Source organism: Streptomyces yerevanensis (genome assembly GCF_000716805.1).
Lineage (GTDB): Bacteria > Actinomycetota > Actinomycetes > Streptomycetales > Streptomycetaceae > Streptomyces > Streptomyces flaveus.
The window spans coordinates 105046-121839 of record NZ_JNWJ01000007.1 but is presented as its reverse complement, the minus strand read 5'-3'; the positions used below and the strand labels follow the sequence as shown (position 1 = coordinate 121839).

General features: G+C 69.4%; 16 protein-coding genes. 4 read left to right on the top strand and 12 right to left on the bottom strand.

Translation table 11 applies throughout. From position 1 onward, the window contains the following. Positions 1-2: 2 nt before the first annotated feature. On the bottom strand, positions 3-2345 hold the full coding sequence (locus OP79_RS09040) for a serine/threonine-protein kinase (protein WP_033319516.1): 2343 nt from the start codon (positions 2343-2345) through the stop codon (positions 3-5). Positions 2346-2571: 226 nt separating this feature from the next. On the opposite strand from OP79_RS09040, the gene OP79_RS09035 reads away from it, so the two are divergent. Continuing rightward, the gene (locus OP79_RS09035; RefSeq protein WP_033319515.1) at positions 2572-3057 is read left to right on the top strand and encodes a hypothetical protein; all 486 of its coding nucleotides are present in this window, start codon (positions 2572-2574) and stop codon (positions 3055-3057) included. Here OP79_RS09035 and OP79_RS09030 read toward each other — a convergent pair. Together OP79_RS09030 and OP79_RS09025 are read right to left on the bottom strand one after the other, a co-directional pair. Next, positions 3050-4786, bottom strand: coding sequence for a serine/threonine-protein kinase (locus OP79_RS09030; protein WP_033319514.1), 1737 nt, complete (start codon positions 4784-4786; stop codon positions 3050-3052). The two genes, OP79_RS09035 and OP79_RS09030, sit on opposite strands and share 8 nt — an antisense overlap. Before the next feature lie 80 nt (positions 4787-4866). Next, positions 4867-5715 (bottom strand): menaquinone biosynthetic enzyme MqnA/MqnD family protein, encoded by an 849-nt coding sequence (locus OP79_RS09025; protein WP_033319513.1) that lies wholly within the window; start codon positions 5713-5715, stop codon positions 4867-4869. A 355-nt stretch (positions 5716-6070) separates the two neighbouring features. On the opposite strand from OP79_RS09025, the gene OP79_RS09020 reads away from it, so the two are divergent. Next, positions 6071-6274, top strand: coding sequence for a cold-shock protein (locus OP79_RS09020; RefSeq protein WP_033319512.1), 204 nt, complete (start codon positions 6071-6073; stop codon positions 6272-6274). Positions 6275-6626: 352 nt separating this feature from the next. Here the strand turns inward: OP79_RS09020 and OP79_RS09015 are convergent, their stop codons facing one another. Next, positions 6627-8528: an AMP-dependent synthetase/ligase gene (locus OP79_RS09015; RefSeq protein WP_033319511.1), complete on the bottom strand. Its 1902-nt coding sequence runs from the start codon at positions 8526-8528 to the stop codon at positions 6627-6629. Positions 8529-8868: 340 nt separating this feature from the next. Between OP79_RS09015 and OP79_RS09010 the strand changes: the two genes are divergently transcribed. Then, positions 8869-9777, top strand: coding sequence for a MaoC/PaaZ C-terminal domain-containing protein (locus tag OP79_RS09010; protein WP_033319672.1), 909 nt, complete (start codon positions 8869-8871; stop codon positions 9775-9777). 20 nt (positions 9778-9797) lie between these two features. Here OP79_RS09010 and OP79_RS09005 read toward each other — a convergent pair whose 3' ends face one another. The 7 genes from OP79_RS09005 to OP79_RS08975 form a co-directional block, all read right to left on the bottom strand. Beyond that, a complete protein-coding gene (locus OP79_RS09005; protein ID WP_033319510.1) occupies positions 9798-10460 on the bottom strand; it encodes a TetR/AcrR family transcriptional regulator in 663 nt (220 codons plus the stop codon). A gap of 69 nt (positions 10461-10529) precedes the next feature. Further along, positions 10530-10835 carry a DUF4229 domain-containing protein gene (locus tag OP79_RS09000; protein WP_033319671.1) on the bottom strand — a complete coding sequence of 102 codons (306 nt, stop codon included), beginning with the start codon at positions 10833-10835 and terminating at the stop codon, positions 10530-10532. Between the two features lie 132 nt (positions 10836-10967). After that, positions 10968-11501, bottom strand: a complete 534-nt coding sequence (locus tag OP79_RS08995) for a GNAT family N-acetyltransferase (RefSeq protein ID WP_033319509.1) — start codon at positions 11499-11501, stop codon at positions 10968-10970. A 110-nt stretch (positions 11502-11611) separates the two neighbouring features. Then, entirely contained in the window at positions 11612-12262 is a 651-nt protein-coding gene (locus OP79_RS08990; RefSeq protein WP_033319508.1) for a UdgX family uracil-DNA binding protein, read from the bottom strand. Between the two features lie 312 nt (positions 12263-12574). Next, the gene (gene mqnE / locus OP79_RS08985; RefSeq protein ID WP_033319507.1) at positions 12575-13738 is read right to left on the bottom strand and encodes an aminofutalosine synthase MqnE; all 1164 of its coding nucleotides are present in this window, start codon (positions 13736-13738) and stop codon (positions 12575-12577) included. Positions 13739-13786: 48 nt separating this feature from the next. Then, entirely contained in the window at positions 13787-14242 is a 456-nt protein-coding gene (locus OP79_RS08980) for an Lrp/AsnC family transcriptional regulator (protein WP_033319506.1), read from the bottom strand. Between the two features lie 76 nt (positions 14243-14318). Beyond that, positions 14319-14993: a UbiX family flavin prenyltransferase gene (locus OP79_RS08975; protein WP_033319505.1), complete on the bottom strand. Its 675-nt coding sequence runs from the start codon at positions 14991-14993 to the stop codon at positions 14319-14321. Between the two features lie 274 nt (positions 14994-15267). Between OP79_RS08975 and OP79_RS08970 the strand changes: the two genes are divergently transcribed. Further along, on the top strand, positions 15268-15900 hold the full coding sequence (locus tag OP79_RS08970) for a rhomboid family intramembrane serine protease (protein WP_033319504.1): 633 nt from the start codon (positions 15268-15270) through the stop codon (positions 15898-15900). On the opposite strand, the gene mqnP is transcribed toward OP79_RS08970, so the two are convergent. Next, positions 15890-16792, bottom strand: a complete 903-nt coding sequence (gene mqnP / locus OP79_RS08965; RefSeq protein WP_033319503.1) for a menaquinone biosynthesis prenyltransferase MqnP — start codon at positions 16790-16792, stop codon at positions 15890-15892. The genes OP79_RS08970 and mqnP overlap by 11 nt on opposite strands. Positions 16793-16794 lie beyond the last annotated feature (2 nt).

Below are 16794 nucleotides of genomic sequence, written 5' to 3'. Positions count from 1 at the left end.
CGTCACACCGCCGGCAGCGCGTAAATCTCGTAGCCGTGCGTCACCAGCAGCCGGTTGCCCGCGATGGCGAGCTGCCACGGCTCGCCCGGGCTCTTGTTGTCGTTGTAGACCCAGCGGGTCTTGCCGGTCCTGGCGTTCATGGCGAAGATGCCGCCGTCGTCCGCGTCGGAGGCACCGTAGAGGGTTTCGCCCGTGCGAAGGAAACGGGTCGGGGCCGAGTCGGCGCCCGGGTCCTCGCTCAGCCAGATCTTCTTGCCGGTCTTGACGTTGACGGCCCATACGCCGCCGTCGTGGTCGCCGGCGTAGAGGACACCGTCGATGACGGTCGGGTTGTCGAAGCCGCCGCGGCCGTTCGGCGGCAGCGTCCAGCGGATCTTGCCGGTCTCGGTGTCGACCGCTTTCAGGTTGTCGCCGGGGAGGAGGACCAGGCCCGCGCCGGGGGCGATCGTGGGCGTCCAGTTCCAGTCGTCGCCGATCTTCTTGGTCCACAGCTGGGTGCCGGTGGCCGTGTCGCGGACGGTGAGGTTGTAGTTGGAGTCCGCGTAGACGAGGTACTTTCCGTCGACGGTGCCCTCGACGTCGTAGTCGTCGGTGCCCCAGTCGCGCTTCTGCAGCCACGCCTGCCTGCCCGTGCTGTGGCTGATGGCCGCGACGCCGGTGCGGTAGTCGGTGGCGCTGCGGGAGTCGCTGAAGTCGGTCACCGTGACGTACACGTTCTTCGCGTCGACGGCGATCGTCTTCTCGACCTTCAGGTCCTTGCCGAGGCGGCTGCGCCAGGCCTCCTTGCCCGTCGTCACGTCGAGCGCCTTGAGTACGCCGCTCGTGTCGGTGTCGGCCATGAAGAGCCTGCCGTCGGCGAGCAGCAGCGGGGCTCCGAACGGCAGCACGTCCTTGCGGGTCCAGCGTGCCTTCCCGGTCTTCACGTCGTACGCCACCAGCGGGTCACCACTGATCAGCAGTAGCCCCTTGTGCGTCAGCAGGGGTTTGGTGGTGCTGACGCTGTCCTCCGCCACGGACTCGTGCCACAACGCCTGCGGAGCCGTGCCCGCGGGGGGTGTCGTGAAGTCCTCCGCCGCGGGCTCGGCCGCTCCTCCCCTGCCGTCCACCGTCGACGCCCCGGTTGCGGCGCCGTCGTCACGGGTCAGCAACCAGGCCGTGGCCGCGCCTGCCGCCGCCACGCCGCCGCCGACCGCGATGCCGATGAAACGGCGGCGGGACGGGGGCGTGGGCTCGGAGGGCATGGGTGCCGGCGGTGGCGTGCCCCCGTTGAGGACGGTCGGGGGCGGGCCGAAGCTCGGCGGAGCCGTGGGGTGGGCAGGAGGTGCACCAACTGGCATATCGATGCTGGGAGTTGATGGATACCCGTACCCGCCCGAGGTTGACGGATACCCGTAGGCACCCGCGGTCGAAGCCACCGGGGCAGCCGCCACCGGCGCCACCCCGCCCGATGGCGTCTCCAGGTCCAGGATCCCCGCCGCATGCCTGGCGATCGTCGAGGCCACCGCCGACGGCAGCCAATCCCTGAACAGTCCGTCGACGCCCTGCGGAGCCAGGGCCCGCACGATCTCCGCCGGAGCCGGCCGCTGAGCCGGGTCCTTCATCAGGCAGGCGCGGAACAACCCGGTCAACGACTGCGGTACGCCCGTCAGGTCCGGCTCACCATGGACGATCTGGTAGAGCATCGCGGCGTGCGAGGCGGCGCCCTCTCCGAAGACATTGCGGCCCGTTGCCGCGAAGGCAAGCACGGCGCCGAGCGAGAACACGTCCCCGGCGGTTCCGACGTCCTGCCCCAACGCCTGCTCGGGCGGCATGTAGCCGGGCGAGCCGACCACAACTCCCGTCTGCGTCATACGGTTTCCGTCCACCGCCCGCGCGATGCCGAAGTCGATGACGCGGGGGCCGTCCGCCGCCAGCAGGACGTTGGAGGGCTTGAGGTCGCGGTGGATCAGGCCTGCCGCATGGATCTCCTGGAGCGCGGCGGCCAGGCCCGCACCCAGTGCGCGGACCGTGTGCTCGGGGAGAGCGCCATGCGCCTCCACCACATCGGTGAGGTCGGGGCCGAGGACGTACGAGGTCGCCAGCCACGGCAGCGACGCGTCCGGGGCCGCGTCCACGACCGGTGCCGTGTAGCGGCCGGAGACCGCGCGGGCTATCTCCACCTCGTGCTGGAAGCGACGGCGGAAGTCGACATCGGCCGCCAGCTCCGGCCGTACGACCTTCACCGCGACCGTGCGACCGCCCGGCGAACGGGCAAGGTAGACGCGGCCCATGCCTCCCACGCCGAGCCTCCGCAGCAGCCGGTAGCTGCCCAACTCCCGCGGATCGTCCGGCTGCAGTGTCTCCATGGTCGGGCCTTCCCCGTTTCCTCGTCCGCGCGGTAATTTCGTTCACTTGTTTGCAGACACAGTAGTAATGGGAGTGACGGGCGGGAGTGGCCGGGGACAGCAAGGGAGACGAACGGTGAGCGGATCGGCCAGGCCGAAGCGGAGGCGGGCGGCGGGGGCTGCCCTGCGGTACGAGCCTGTGCGGGGGCGGGTGGCGGTGTCGCGGGGGCCCGGGCGAGAGCCGAAGGTGAAGTGGGATGCCGTCCTTCGGTGGCTGGTCATCATCACCGTCACGCTCGAACTGATGGGACTCGCTCTCGTGGCGATCTTCTGGGGTCGTAGCCATGTCTGGGGCGGCCCCGCCCTCGCCTGGCCCGGAGGTCCGTACGGTCTGGCCGCGACCACCGGCCTCCTCGTGCCCCTCACCATCGCCGCCCTGGTCGTGACGCTGACGCGCGTGAAGTGGCCGGAGGACAAGGTGGGTTCGCTGAAGTGGATCGCCGCTTCGTTGCCCGGGCATGTCATGGCCGCGCTGCTCACCGTGGTGCTCGCCGCGGCGTTGCGGCCCAAGAGGCTCAATCGTGGTGACGACTGCGACAGCAAGGGCGGCCCTTGCTGGCTCCATGAGGAGTATCCGTACGTCTGGGCCATCATCTGGGGCACCGCGCTGCTCTCAGGCGCGGCCGTGCTCGGCGGGCGCTTCCTGCGCCGTCGCCAGAGGGCTGCTACTTGATCCTGTTCATCCGAGCCACCGGATCCCCCGCCTCCTCGTTGTCCGTCTCGTACCTCAAGTCGTCGTCGACCGGGGTCAGGCGGACCTCGTGGCGGCCCATCACGCACACGGCGTCCTTGGACTGCTTGGCGACGCTGGTGGCGGTGATCTGTTGGGGGGTGGCCTTCTTGAGGATGAGTACGGTGTCGCAGTGGCCGCCGATCAGGTCGGTCTGGCGGAACGTGGCGAACTGTTCGCCCACGCCGGCCTGGCGGACCGTGACGCGGAACTCGCCCATGGGGAGGGTGCCGTTGAGGGCTACGCCGTCGCCCTCCCAGGTGCCGAGGTAGCGCTTGGGGACGGCCGCTCCGGTGGCCGGTGCTTCGGAGGGCGCGGGCGCGTTCGGCTTCGTCGCCGAGTCGCCGGCCGAGTCCCTGTCGTCCGAGGCTCCGCTTCCCGGCAGCAGGTCGAAGACGAACACCGAGCCGAACGTCACCGCCGCCAGCGCCCCCGCGACCGCCAGCGCCACCGTGCAACTCAGCCTGCGCCCACGGCCACCCGCACCCGGCGCGGACGTCGCGGCCACGGAGACGGTCAGCTTTCCGGGAGCGGGAGCGTGACCGGGGCCGGGACCCAAGCCCGACCCCCCACGGCCATCAGCCTCACGCCGCTCCGGAACATACGTCGGCGCCCCCGCCACCTCCGCCGCCCCGTACGAAGGATCCGGCGGCCCGAACACCCCAGCGGGACCAGCCGGAGCAACGGGAGCCGACCCGCTGGCCTCCGCCCCCACCGAAGGGCTACCGACCGAAGGGCTACTGAACCCCACCACCCCCGAAGCCTCCTCCACCCCCGAAGCCTCAAGGTTCAGCACCTGCACCGCACTTCGGCTCACCTGCTCCACCAACGGCCCCGGCAGCCACCCCGCCGCCACCGACCGTGCCGCCCCCTCCGGCGCGAGCCGGGCGGCGAGCGAGGCCGGAGACGGGCGCTCGCCCGGGTCCTTGGCCAGACAGGCCGCGACCACGTCGCGCAACTCCCCGTCCAGGGAGCCGAGTTCGGGTTCCTCGTGTACGACCTTGTAGAGCAGGGAGGCCGAGGAGTCGCCGGGAAAGGGGGGCGCCCCGATTGCCGCGTACGCCAGTACCGCCCCCAGCGAGAAGACGTCCGCCGCCCCCGTGACCCCCTTGCCGAGAATCTGCTCGGGCGACATATAGCCGGGCGAGCCCACGGACACACCCGTGGACGTCAGGGACGCCGTCCCGTCCGTCGCCCGCGCGATGCCGAAGTCGATGAGCAGCGGGCCGTCCAGCGTCAGGAGTACGTTCGAGGGCTTGACGTCGCGATGTACGAGCTCCAGTCCGTGCACCGCCGACAGCGCCTCCGCGAGGCCCGCACCCAGGACCCGTACGGAATGTTCCGGCAGTGGACCGGCGTCCGCGACCGCCGCGGCGAGCGAGGGTCCTGCGGCGTACGCGGTCGCCACCCAGGGGATCGAGGCGTCCGGGTCGGCGTCGAGGACCGGTGCCGTGTACGCGCCGCCCACCCGGCGTGCCGCGTCGACCTCACGGCGGAAACGGGCGCGGAACTCCTCGTCGAGCGCGAAATGCGGATGCACGATCTTGACCGCGACGGTACGGCCGCCCGCGCTGCGGCCCAGGTAGACCCGGCCCATCCCGCCCGAGCCGAGCCGGCCGAGCAGCCGGTAGGGCCCGACCGTGGTGGGTTCACCGACATCGAGCGGTTGCATGGCGTGTGCCTCCCCCGGACGCGCTCCACTCCCCACCGGCAAGGGTAGGGACAACCAGCAGGGTAGGCGCTGCTTACGGCTTACGGCTCCAGCAGAGACACCTTCACATCCGCCGGGAAGCCGGTCGTCGGGCCGACCCGGCGTGCGAACTCCGTGATGGCCTCCAACTGCGGGCCGCCGAAACGAAAGTCGAGCGTCGTGAAGTAGTTCTCCAGAACGCGCTCGTCGAAGGCCTCCCAACGCGCCGCCTGCTCGGCGACCTTGCCGACCTCCTCCAGCGACAGGTCCCTGGAGGCGAGAAAGGCCTCGTGGACCTTGCGCGTGACGACCGGCTCGCGCTCCAGGTACTCGCGGCGCGCCGCCCAGACCGCGAAGACGAACGGCAGCCCCGTCCACTCCTTCCACAGCGCGCCCAGGTCGTGCACGGCGAGCCCGTACTGCGGACCGTCGAGCAGGTTGGCGCGCAGCGCCGCGTCCCCGATGAGTACGGCGGCCTCGGCCTCACGCATCATCAGGGCGAGGTCGGGCGGGCAGGTGTAGTACGAGGGCTGTACGCCGAACCGCTCGGCCAGCAGCAGCTCCGCGAGCCGTACGGACGTGCGCGAGGTCGAGCCGAGGGCGACGCGGGCGCCGTCCAGGTCCTCCAGCGGGACCTGGGAGACGATCACGCAGGACATCACCGGGCCGTCGCAGCCGACCGCGATGTCGGGGAAGGCGACCAGTTCGTCGGCGTGCTTGAGGAACTCGACGAGCGTGATGGGCCCGATGTCGAGATCGCCCTGCACCAGCTGCTCGCTGAGCTTCTCCGGGGTGTCCTTGGTGAGCTCGAAGTCGAGAAGCGTCCCCGTACGGGCGAGCCCCCAGTACAGGGGCAGGCAGTTCAGGAACTGGATGTGGCCGACGCGCGGCCGGGTGCGAGAATTGTCCACATCGTGAGGCTAGCTCCTTTGGGGTACGGTGCAGGCTTCGGGTCCCGGAGTGATGCAGAGCGATTCCGGAAACCATCTCGGCCTCTTGTGTCAACCCTCCTGACACCCCGCCGCCTTCCTTACGTCAACCCATCGGGTGAACTACTCAAACATCCGGGTGACGTGATCTTGATCCCTATTGCTTCCGGCTGCCTGCATGCTAGGCTCAGCCGCAAGTTGCAGTTTGGTTTCCCTTGCAGTACAGAGCCTGCGGAGCGCATGTAACCGCGGGCTCTCGTCGTATTCAGACGAATGCAGTTGTTTACACAATCGCTGGTTCTGGAGCAGGGCAACCCTTTGGGCCCAAGGAGGGCTTATGGCTACCGGAACCGTGAAGTGGTTCAACGCCGAAAAGGGCTTTGGCTTCATCGCCCAAGAAGGCGGAGGCCCCGACGTCTTCGTCCACTACTCCGCGATCAACGCGAGCGGCTTCCGCTCCCTCGAAGAGAACCAGGCGGTTACCTTCGACGTAACCCAGGGTCCGAAGGGCCCGCAGGCGGAGAACGTCACCCCCGTCTGATCCTTCGGCTTCAAGAGCGAACGCTCTGATGCTCTGATCTCCGGAACGAGTGCAGTACCCAAGGAGCCCCTTCACCATTTGGTGGCGGGGCTCCTGCCTTTTGCCTCCGGCGGGCGCCTACGGGGGTGGGGTGTTGGGTTCGTTGGCGGGTGCGGGTTCGTTGTGGCTGGTCGCTCCCCCACTCTCGGCTGCTCCCCCAGTGCCTTAAGGGCCTGGGGGGACCCCCAAGGCGGGGGGACCCCCATCGCGGCGGAGCCGCACATCGATACAGCCCCGCGCCCCTGAAAAGACTGCGCCTCCCCGCGCCCCTTGCGGGGCCGAAGGCCCAGGCGCGCAGCGGTGCCTCGCCGCCCTACCGCTCGTACAACCCCTCGATCTCCGCCGCGAAGTCCCTTGCGATCGCGTCCCGCCGGAGCTTCATCGTCGGAGTCAGGTGCCCCGCCTCCTCGCTGAACCTCCCCGGCAGGATGGTGAAGCGGCGTATCGACTCCGGGCGGGAGACCAGCTTGTTGGCCTCGTGGATCGCTCGTTGGAGGATGGTGTTCAACTCCTCGTCTTCGACTAGGAGTTCGGCGGGCACCGCGGGTTTTTTGTTCATCTGGCGCCAGTGGGTGATGCCGTCCTGGTCGAGGGTGATCAGGGCGCTGATGTACGGGCGGCCGTCGCCGAGGACCATGCACTGGGCGATCAGAGGGTGGGAGCGGAGCCAGTCCTCCAAGGGGGCCGGGGCCACGCTCTTGCCGCCGGCCGTGATCAGGATTTCCTTCTTGCGGCCGGTGATCGTGAGGTAGCCCTCGTCGTCCAGGGCGCCGATGTCGCCCGTCGCGAACCAGCCGTCGGGGGCGGCGGGGACGACTCCGCCCGCGTGCGGGTCCCAGTAGCCGCGGAAGACATGGCCGCCGTTCAGCAGGATCTCTCCGTCCGCGGCGATACGGACCCGGGTGCCGGGCATGGGCCAGCCCACCGTGCCCAGGCGGGGTTTGAGGGGTGGGGTGATCGTTGCCGCCGCTGTCGATTCCGTGAGGCCGTAGCCCTCGAAGATCTCTATGCCCGCGCCGGCGAAGAACGCCGCGAGGTCGCGGCCGAGCGGGGAGCCGCCGCAGATGGCATAACGGACGCGCCCGCCCAGGGCGCCCCGGATGCGGCGGTAGACGAGGGGGTCGTAGAGGGAGCGGGCCGCGCGCAGGGAGCGGCTCGGGCCGGGGCCGGTGCCGTGCTGCTGGGCCTCGACCGCCATGCCGTATGAGCGGGCGACGCGGGCCGCGCGGTCGAAGGACGAGGCGCGGCCCATGCGTTCGGCGGTCGCGCGGCCCGTGTTGAAGACCTTCTCCAGGACGTACGGGATGGCCACGAGGAACGTCGGCTTGAACGAGGCCAGGTCGGTGAGCAGTTCCTCGGAACCGATGCCCGGTGCATGTCCCAGCCGGACGCGGGCGCGCAGACAGCCGACCGCGATCATGCGGCCGAAGACGTGGGAGAGGGGGAGGAAGAGGAGGGTGGCTGCCGGTTCGTCGGTGCGGGACCTGAAAGCCGGGTAGAGGTGTTCGATGGCGTTGTCGACCTCGGCGAAGAAGTTGCCGTGGGACAGTGCGCAGCCCTTGGGGCGGCCGGTCGTACCCGAGGTGTAGATGACCGTGGCGAGGGTTCCCGGCCCCAACATTCCACGGCGTACGGCGACTTCCGAGTCCGGCGTGTTCCGGCCCGACTCGGCGAGCCGCTCCACGTGCCCCTTCTCGAAGACCCACACATGCCTCAGATCCGGGATCCGCTCCCGCTCCGGGCCCAGCGCGGCGGCCTGTGCGGCGTCCTCGACGGCGAGCGCGACGGCCCCGGAGTCCTGGAGGATCCAGCGGGTCTGGAAGAGGGATGAGGTCGGGTAGATCGGCACGGTCACCAGGCCGGCGGCCCAGGCCGCGAAGTCCAGCAGCGTCCACTCGTACGTCGTACGCGCCATGATGGCGATCCGGTCGCCCGGCATCAGCCCTTCGGCGATCAACCCCTTGGCCAGCGCCAGCACTTCGTCCGCGAACGCGTTCGCCGTCACGTCTGCCCAGTCGCCGTCCGGCCCCTTGCGGCTCAGGACGACATCGGCGGGGGCCGCGCTCGCGTTGTCGAACGGGATGTCCGCAAGGGATCCGTGCCTGACCGGCGCGACCAGCGGTGGCACCGCCGCCTCCCGTACGACACCGTCCAGCCGCTTGATGTCCGGCTCGACGAGCGCGGGGGCGGGAGTGGAGAACTTCCTGGCGGACATGGGGCGGCTCCTCGTCGTCATGCCTGTGGGGGAGGGTGTTCCTGGTCGGCTCACTCATCACGCATCACAAGGGGCGGTCCCCCACGAGTCCCATGGGTCCCCATGGGTGCTACGGGGCTGATCAGGCTGGTGTTCATTGCTGGTGCTCATTGGGGGTTGAGCCTTCAACGTACGCATTACGACGTACGCGGGTGCCGTCAGCGAACCGTCTTCACCAGCGACGACGCCACCCTCCACAACATTCACAGGCACCGGGGTACGTCTCGACCTCTTTCTGACCTCTGAGTAATCTTACTCCGGAGTAAGATTCATGATGGTGCCGATCGGGAGCGTGACCCGCATGCACACCCAGACCCTCGCCGCCTCCCCCGCCCTCGCCCCCCTCCTCGCCCGCGGCGCCCTCCTCTCCCCCTTCAAGCGGCCCCGGCGCGGCGGTGCGGTGGCGCCCCCAACTCGCCTCGTACTCCCCGGCGTTCGCATCGACCTCGCCAAGCTCGCCGCGTACGAGCGCGTCTGCGGGTACGGCGTGGGCGCCGACGCGCTGCCCATGACGTATCCGCATGTGCTGGGGTTTCCGCTGGCCATGCGGCTGATGAGTGCGCGGACGTTTCCGTTGCCGTTGCTCGGGCTCGTGCACACGACCGTCGAGATCATCCAGCGGGAAGCGTTGCCGGCCACCGGGGAGTACGAACTCCACGTCTACGTCGAGGGGTTGGCGCCCCATCGGCGCGGGACCGAGGCGACCCTCGTCACCGAGGTTCGGGGCGGCGGCAGCCTCGTATGGGAGTCGCGGAGTACGTATCTCGCGCGGCATCGGACCTCGCAGACTTCGCATCGGACCTCGCAGACCTCTCGGACTCCGCAGACTTCGCCGACCAAGGCGTACGCCGGGCCGCCCTCACCGCCGGGCGAGGTCCGTAAAGCCCTTCCCACCATCGCCGAGTGGCGGCTCGGTGGGGATCTCGGGCAGCGTTACGGGGCGGCTTCCGGGGACCGGAATCCGATCCACCTGTATCCGCTCACGGCCCGGCTCTTCGGCTTCCGGAGGCCCATCGCGCACGGCATGTGGAGCGTGGCGCGCTGTCTCGCGGAGCACGGCGTTCCCGAAGCCGTGTACGTCAAGGCCGAGTTCAGGGCGCCCGTGCTGCTGCCGGGGGTGGTGACGTACGCGGCGAAGGGGGGCGCCTTCGAGCTGCGCGGGGAAGGGGAGCGCGTCCACCTCACGGGCGAGGTACGGCCTCTTGCGTGAGGTGTACTTGGCGTGAGGCGTTACGACTTCGGGGGTGCCCAGGCCCGCCCGTCCATCAGGTTCCCGAGGCCCGCCCAGGCGAAGTTCATCAGCGTCGCCGCCGCCTGCTTGGCCGAGACGCCGGGTGTGGTGTTGGCCCAGGCCGCGAGGGACTCGGCCGCTCCGACCAGGGCCTCGGCGAGGCCGGCGACCTCGTGCTCGGTACGTTCGGCGCGCTCGGCCGACGACGGGTCCCGGTGGGCCTCGCGGGCGGCCACCGCTATCAACTGGGTGACGAACGCGACGAGTTCCTCCCGCATCGCGGTGACCTCGGCGGCGAACGGCTCGCCGTGTGTACGTGCCTGGAGGTGCAGCACCGCCCAGCCGTCAGGGTTCTGCGCGGTGTGGGTGAAGAACGCCCGCAGCCCTTCCCAGAGTTGGCGGTCGGCGGGCAGGCCGGAGTGAACTCCCGCACGTACGGCGGCCGTCAGGGCGGCGGCCTCGCGGCGGATGCAGGCCGTGAAGAGGTCTTCCTTGGAGTTCAGGTACAGGTACACCAGCGGCTTGGACACGCCCGCCAGATCGGCGATCTCGTCCATCGACGCGGCCCGGTACCCCCGCTGTCCGAAGGTCCGCACGGCGGCGTCCAGCATCTGCTGTTCACGCACGGCACGCGGCATCCGCTTGTTCTTCACAGCACCCATATGGCTTAGCCTACGGTTCTCCCCCACCCGAGGGCGCCCAAGGTGTCGCCGTCGGTCACGAAGGCCGGGTCACGAAGGCTGACCCTGTGCGCCACCGCGCGCCGCGTCGTCCGCGGTGTCCTCCTGGGAACGGTTGCGCTCCAGGTTGGCCTTGGTCCGGTCCACCCGCTCGACGATCTTCGCGGAGGCGCGGTCGCGTTCCTTGCGCAGGACCACGAAGCTGATCGGGGCCGAGAGCACGAGGGCGAGCAGGACGATCCACATGCCGTTGGAGTCGCCGAGGCCGCGCGGGGCGATGCCGGAGTAGACGAGGCCCCAGACGACCACGAGGCAGCCCGCGAAGATTCCGAGGCGCATCAGTGTGTAGCGGAGCATCTCAATCCACTCTTCCCGTTCGAACATTCCCAAAGGGCACCCTCCAGTCAAGCACGTCCTGCCGGTGATCTTGCAAGGGGCCCATGGCCTCGCCCTATGGCTTCCCGTATTCCTGTATGGCTTCCTGCGGCCTCAGTCGAGGCGGGTGAGCGGCAGCAGCATCGTGATGTCGTCACGGTCGTCGCCGGGTGCGACGCGGATCGCGCCGGGTACGCGGCCGACCTCCTTGTAGCCGCAGGAGGCGTAGAACCGCTCGAGTCCGAGTCCGCCGCGGCAGGTGAGCCGTATCGCCTCGATGCCCTCGAAGCCGCCGGCCACCTCCGCGGCGGCTTCGAGCAGGTCGCGCCCGTAGCCCTTGCCCTGGTGCTTCGGGTGCACCATCACCGTGTAGAGCCACACCCAGTGCGTCATCAGCCGGTGCGTGTTGAAGGCGAAGAAGGCGGTCGCGGCGACGGCGCCCTCCTCGTCCCGGCCGACCAGCAGCCGCATACGTCCCTCGTTCATCACGGCGAGGTGCTTGATGAGTTCCGGGCGGATCGCGTCGGTGGTCACGGGCGGTACGAAGCCGACGGCGCCGCCCGTGTTGGTGACGTCGGCCCAGAGGTGGAGGAGGCCGTCGCGCAGGGCGGGGTCCATGGAGGGGTCGAGGGTGAACGTAAGGGGCATGGGGCTAGATTATTCATTACTGCATACGTGGCTCAAGAGCATTCGGAGGACCGGCGGCCTCTCCGCTTGACCTGCTTCACTGGCCCGGGCCCGCTCTCGCCGGCCTGCACTCAGCCCAGTGCCCTTGCCGCCACCTTCAGGTCGGAGACCAGCCCCTGGTACACCGCCTCGCGGTCGTCGGCACGCAGGGCGGCGGAGGGGTGGATGGTGGCGACCAGGCGGGTCCGGCGGCCGTGGATCTCCTCCTCCAGGAGCGTTCCGCGCTGCTGGGTGACGCGGAACGAGGAGCCGAGCAGGGCCTTGCCCGCTGTGGCGCCGAGTACGACGATCAACTCCGGGTCCACCGCGGCCAGTTCGGCGGCCAGCCAGGGGCCGCAGGCCGTCATCTCGCGCAGGCTGGGTGACTTGTGGATACGGCGCTTGCCGGGGCCGGAGCTCGTGAACTTGAAGTGCTTGACGGCGTTCGTGACGTACGTCTGGCCGGGGTCGATGCCCGCCTCGGCCAGGGCCCGGTCGAGCAGACGGCCCGCGGGGCCGACGAACGGTTTGCCCTGCCGGTCCTCCTGGTCTCCCGGCTGCTCGCCGACGATCAGTACGCGGGCGTCGGTGTCGCCGGTGCCGAACACGGTCTGCGTGGCGTCGCGGTGCAGGGGGCAGCCGCGGCACTCGGCGGCGGCTTTCCGCAGGGCGGCCAGGCCGCCGCGCTGCGGCACGAACGGCTCCGCCGTGTACGCGTCCTCGGGGGCCTTGGTGCTGGCCATGTGCTTCGAGTACCCGTGCTGGGCCGGGGCTCACGTGGGTTTTTTCTTCCCCACCCCGCCCCTTCCCGTAACCATGGGGCTCCGCCCCCTGGACCCCCGCTGGGGCTCCGCCCCAGACCCCGATCGGCCTGAACGGCCTCGTCCTCAAACGCCGGACGGGCTGACTTGTGCCTGGCTGGGCTGAGTAGCTGAGCTGGGCAGACGCGCCCCTCAGGGGCGCGGGGAACTGCGTGACCAGCCACGAACAACCCGCACCCTCTGGACCACCAGACGTGGCAACCCAGAAGGGCGGGTGGGTGGGCAAGGAAACCCTCAGACCCGCATCGGCTGAGGCGACTCCCGACGCGACGCGTCCGGTCCCTCGTACTCGCGGATGATCTCGTACCGCGTGTTCCGTTCCACCGGGCGGAAGCCCGCGTCCCGGATCAGGTCCAGCAGGTCCTCGCGGGTCAGCTTGTTCGGTGTGCCGTAGTTGTCGGCGTCGTGGGTGATCTTGTACTCCACCACCGAGCCGTCCATGTCGTCGGCACCGTGCTGAAGGGCCAGCTGGGCGGTCTGGACGCCGTGCATGACCCAGAAGACCTTGACGTGCGGAACGTTGTCGAAGAGCAGACGGGAGACCGCGAAGGTCTTCAGGGCTTCCGCGCCCGTTGCCATCTGGGTGCGCGCCTGGAGGCGGTTGCGTACCTTGCCGTCCTTCACGTCGACGAAGTCGTGCTGGTAGCGCAGCGGGATGAAGACCTGGAAGCCGCCCGTCTCGTCCTGCAGTTCACGAAGCCTGAGCACGTGATCGACCCTGTGCTTCGGCTCCTCGATGTGGCCGTACAGCATCGTGCAGGGAGTCTTGAGGCCCTTCGCGTGCGCCAGGCGGTGGATGCGCGACCAGTCCTCCCAGTGCGTGCGGTGGTCGACGATGTGCTGGCGTACCTCCCAGTCGAAGATCTCCGCGCCGCCGCCGGTCAAGGACTCCAGACCGGCCTCGATCAGCTCGTCGAGGATGTCGGACGCCGACAGGCCCGAGATCGTCTCGAAGTGGTGGATCTCCGTCGCCGTGAAGGCCTTCAGAGAGACGTCCGGGAGCGCCTTCTTCAGCTCGCTCAGCGACCGCGGGTAGTAGCGCCATGGCAGATTCGGGTGCAGGCCGTTGACGATGTGCAGCTCGGTGAGGTTCTCGCCCTCCATCGCCTTGGCGAGGCGTACGGCCTCCTCGATACGCATCGTGTACGCGTCCTTCTCGCCCGGCTTCCGCTGGAACGAGCAGTACGCACACGACGCCGTGCACACGTTCGTCATGTTGAGGTGCCGGTTGACGTTGAAGTGGACGACGTCACCGTTCTTACGGGTCCGCACCTCGTGCGCGAGACCGCCCAGCCAGGCCAGGTCGTCCGACTCGTACAGCGCGATGCCGTCCTCACGGGTCAGCCGCTCACCGGCCCGGACCTTCTCCTCCAGCTCGCGCTTGAGCCCGACGTCCATGCCTCTACCTCTTCCTACGACGACTCGGTCAACCGTACGCCTGCACTACTACGCCTCTTCGGGCAGCTCGCCCACGCGGTTCTCCCACTTCGTGGAGAGCACGATCGTCGTACGCGTACGAGAGACGCCCTTCGTCCCCGACAGCCGCCGAATCGTCTTCTCCAGGCCGTCCACGTCCGGCGCCCGGACCTTGAGCATGAACGAGTCGTCGCCCGCGATGAACCAGCAGTCCTCGATCTCGTTCAGGTCCCGCAGCCGGTGCGCGACGTCCTCGTGGTCGGCGGCGTCGGAGAGCGAGATGCCGATCAGGGCGGTGACGCCGAGGCCGAGCGAGGTGGCGTCGACCGTCGCGCGGTAGCCGGTGATGACGCCGGCCGCCTCCAGGCGGTTGATGCGGTCGGTGACGCTGGGTCCCGACAGTCCGACAAGGCGTCCCAGCTCCGCATAGGAGGCCCGGCCGTTCTCCCTGAGGGCCTGGATGAGCTGCCTGTCCACCGCGTCCATGCGATCGATAGCCTTCCGCTGAAGAATTCCTGAAGTCCTGAAAGTGATGAAGTGCTGCGTGGGTACTGCGAGTTGCTCAGATGGTGCGTGAGCCGCCGCCGAGTTCGCCCTCCCAGCGGCGGTAGAGCGTGTGCTCGACGCCCGCCGCGTCCAGCACCCGCCCGGCGACGAAGTCGACGAGGTCCTGGATGTGGGTGGCGCCCGCGTAGAACGCCGGGGACGCCGGCAGTACGGTCGCGCCCGCGTCGTCCAGGGTCACCATGTGCCGCAGGGTCTGCCCGTTCAGCGGGGTCTCGCGGACGGCGACGACCAGCTTGCGGCCCTCTTTGAGCGTGACGCTCGCGGCGCGTTGCAGCAGGTCCTTCGAGAGGCCGAGCGCGACCCCGGCGACACAGGCCGTGGACGCGGGCACGATGAGCATGCCCTTCGAGGGGTACGAGCCTGAAGACGGCCCCGCTGCCAGGTCACCGGGGCTCCAGTGCCGTACGTCCTGGGCCTGGATGTCGAAGGTGCCGGGCTTGCCGTCCGCGCCACGGGCCAGCCATTCGTGCAGGTCCTCGTCCCAGTGGGCGTCCCGGAAGCTGATCCCCGTCTCGTCCAGCAACGTCAGCCGCGAAGCCCTGCTGACGATCAGGTCGACGCTCTCCCCCGCGTCCAGAAGCGCACGCAGCACGGCAGCGGCATACGGCGTACCGGACGCACCGGAGACCCCCACGATCCAAGGCGTGCGCTGCGTCTGTCCTGGCTTCATGATGCCGAGCCTATCCGGCGGCCGGAAGTGGGAATGGACTGGGAACGGAGTCGGGGGCACGGCCGTTAATCTGACAGAGCCGGGCCGGGCGACAGGTGCGCCAAGCGCTCCGCTGGAAGTGCAGTGGTGAGGCTGCGGGCCGGTGGGGGCTGGTCGCGCCCGCGCGGCGGAGCCGCATGATGTCACGGCCCCGCGCCCCTAACGGTGCACTTGGACGCGACAGATGCTTTCGACGGGTGCGGGCAGCGGTACGGGCGGACGATGGGGGACGGCGATGGCTGGTAAAGAACTCAGTTGGTCCCGGAGTGACCGGGGTTGGTCGCAGGGCGAGCGGGCGAAGACGGCCGCCAAGTTGATGGTGGGCTGGGTGGCCCTGCTGTGGCTGCTCGAAGTGGTCGACGTGATCACGGGTCACTCGCTGGACGGCCTCGGGATCACTCCGCGCGAGCCGTCGGAGCTGGTCGACATCGTGCCGGCCTCGTTCCTGCACTTCGGCTTCGCCCACCTGGCGGCGAACACCGTTCCGCTGCTCGTCCTCGGTTTTGTCGCGGCCCTCGGCGGGCTGCGCCGTTTCGCCGCCGTGTGCGCGCTGATCATCGTGGCCGACGGCCTCGGCGTCTGGCTGATATCTCCGGCGCACACCAACACGGCAGGGGCGTCCGGCCTGATCTTCGGGCTCTTCGGCTTCCTGGTGATCAGCGGCTTCGTGGAGCGCAGGCCACTCGGCATCATGGCCGGGATACTGATCGCGGCGGTCTGGGGCAGCTCGGTCCTCGTGGGCATAGCCCCCACCAACACCACGGTGAGCTGGCAGGGGCACCTCGTCGGCCTGGTCTCCGGCGTGGCAGCGGCGTTCCTGTTCCGCCGCCGCTCCGCCTCCGGCTCACCGGAACGCGCTATACGGTAAGCCCGCGTACGAGCAGATCGATCAGCGCACAGACGAAGAGACTGATCCCGATAAAACCATTCGTCGAAAAGAACGCCCTGTTCACCCGGGACAGGTCGTGCGGCTTCACGATCGAGTGCTCGTAGAGGAACGCGGCGGCGACGATCAGCAGGCCCAGCCAGAAGAAGGCGCCCGCGTCGGTGGCCAGGGCGTACCAGACGAAGAGTGCCGTGGTGACCGTGTGGCAGCCGCGGGCACTCCAGATGGCGGCCGGGATGCCGAAGCGGGCGGGGACCGACATGACGCCGGTCTCGCGGTCCGTCTCGACGTCCTGGCAGGCGTAGATCAGGTCGAAGCCGCCGATCCAGATGCCCACCGCGAGGCCGAGGATCACCGCGTCCCAGGACCACTCGCCGGTGATCGCCAGCCAGCCGCCGATCGGGCCCATCGCCTGGGCGAGACCGAGGATGGCCTGCGGGAAGTTCGTGAACCGCTTGCCGTAGGGGTAGACCACCATCGGGATCACGGCGATGGGGGCCAGTGCCAGACAGAGGGGGTTGAGCAGGGCCGCGGCGCCGAGGAAGAAGACCAGGGCGACCAGCGCGCCCGTCCACGCGTGCCGCACCGTCATCGCGCCGGTGACCAACTCCCTTTGCGCGGTACGGGGGTTGCGGGCGTCGATCTCGCGGTCGATGATCCGGTTCGCGGCCATGGCGAACGTACGCAGCCCGACCATCGCGATGGTGACGAGGAGCAGCCGGCCCCAGTGGATGTTCCGGTCCAGCTGGAACATCGCGGTCAGCGCGGCGATGTAGGCGAAGGGCAGTGCGAAGACGGAGTGCTCGATCATGACGAGGCGCAGGAAGGCCCTCGTACGGCCGGGTTGAGGGATCGCGGCTGATGCGCTGCTCACAG

Coding starts and splice junctions, on each gene's coding strand:
- OP79_RS09040 (WP_033319516.1), bottom strand. CDS start 2,345: ATGGAGACACTGCAGCCGGACGATCCGCGGGAGTTGGGCAGCTACCGG.
- OP79_RS08995 (WP_033319509.1), bottom strand. CDS start 11,501: ATGCCCCTTACGTTCACCCTCGACCCCTCCATGGACCCCGCCCTGCGC.
- OP79_RS09000 (WP_033319671.1), bottom strand. CDS start 10,835: ATGCTCCGCTACACACTGATGCGCCTCGGAATCTTCGCGGGCTGCCTC.
- OP79_RS09020 (WP_033319512.1), top strand. CDS start 6,071: ATGGCTACCGGAACCGTGAAGTGGTTCAACGCCGAAAAGGGCTTTGGC.
- OP79_RS08990 (WP_033319508.1), bottom strand. CDS start 12,262: ATGGCCAGCACCAAGGCCCCCGAGGACGCGTACACGGCGGAGCCGTTC.
- OP79_RS09010 (WP_033319672.1), top strand. CDS start 8,869: ATGCACACCCAGACCCTCGCCGCCTCCCCCGCCCTCGCCCCCCTCCTC.
- OP79_RS08980 (WP_033319506.1), bottom strand. CDS start 14,242: ATGGACGCGGTGGACAGGCAGCTCATCCAGGCCCTCAGGGAGAACGGC.
- OP79_RS09030 (WP_033319514.1), bottom strand. CDS start 4,786: ATGCAACCGCTCGATGTCGGTGAACCCACCACGGTCGGGCCCTACCGG.
- OP79_RS08975 (WP_033319505.1), bottom strand. CDS start 14,993: ATGAAGCCAGGACAGACGCAGCGCACGCCTTGGATCGTGGGGGTCTCC.
- mqnE (WP_033319507.1), bottom strand. CDS start 13,738: ATGGACGTCGGGCTCAAGCGCGAGCTGGAGGAGAAGGTCCGGGCCGGT.
- OP79_RS09015 (WP_033319511.1), bottom strand. CDS start 8,528: ATGTCCGCCAGGAAGTTCTCCACTCCCGCCCCCGCGCTCGTCGAGCCG.
- OP79_RS08970 (WP_033319504.1), top strand. CDS start 15,268: ATGGCTGGTAAAGAACTCAGTTGGTCCCGGAGTGACCGGGGTTGGTCG.
- OP79_RS09005 (WP_033319510.1), bottom strand. CDS start 10,460: ATGGGTGCTGTGAAGAACAAGCGGATGCCGCGTGCCGTGCGTGAACAG.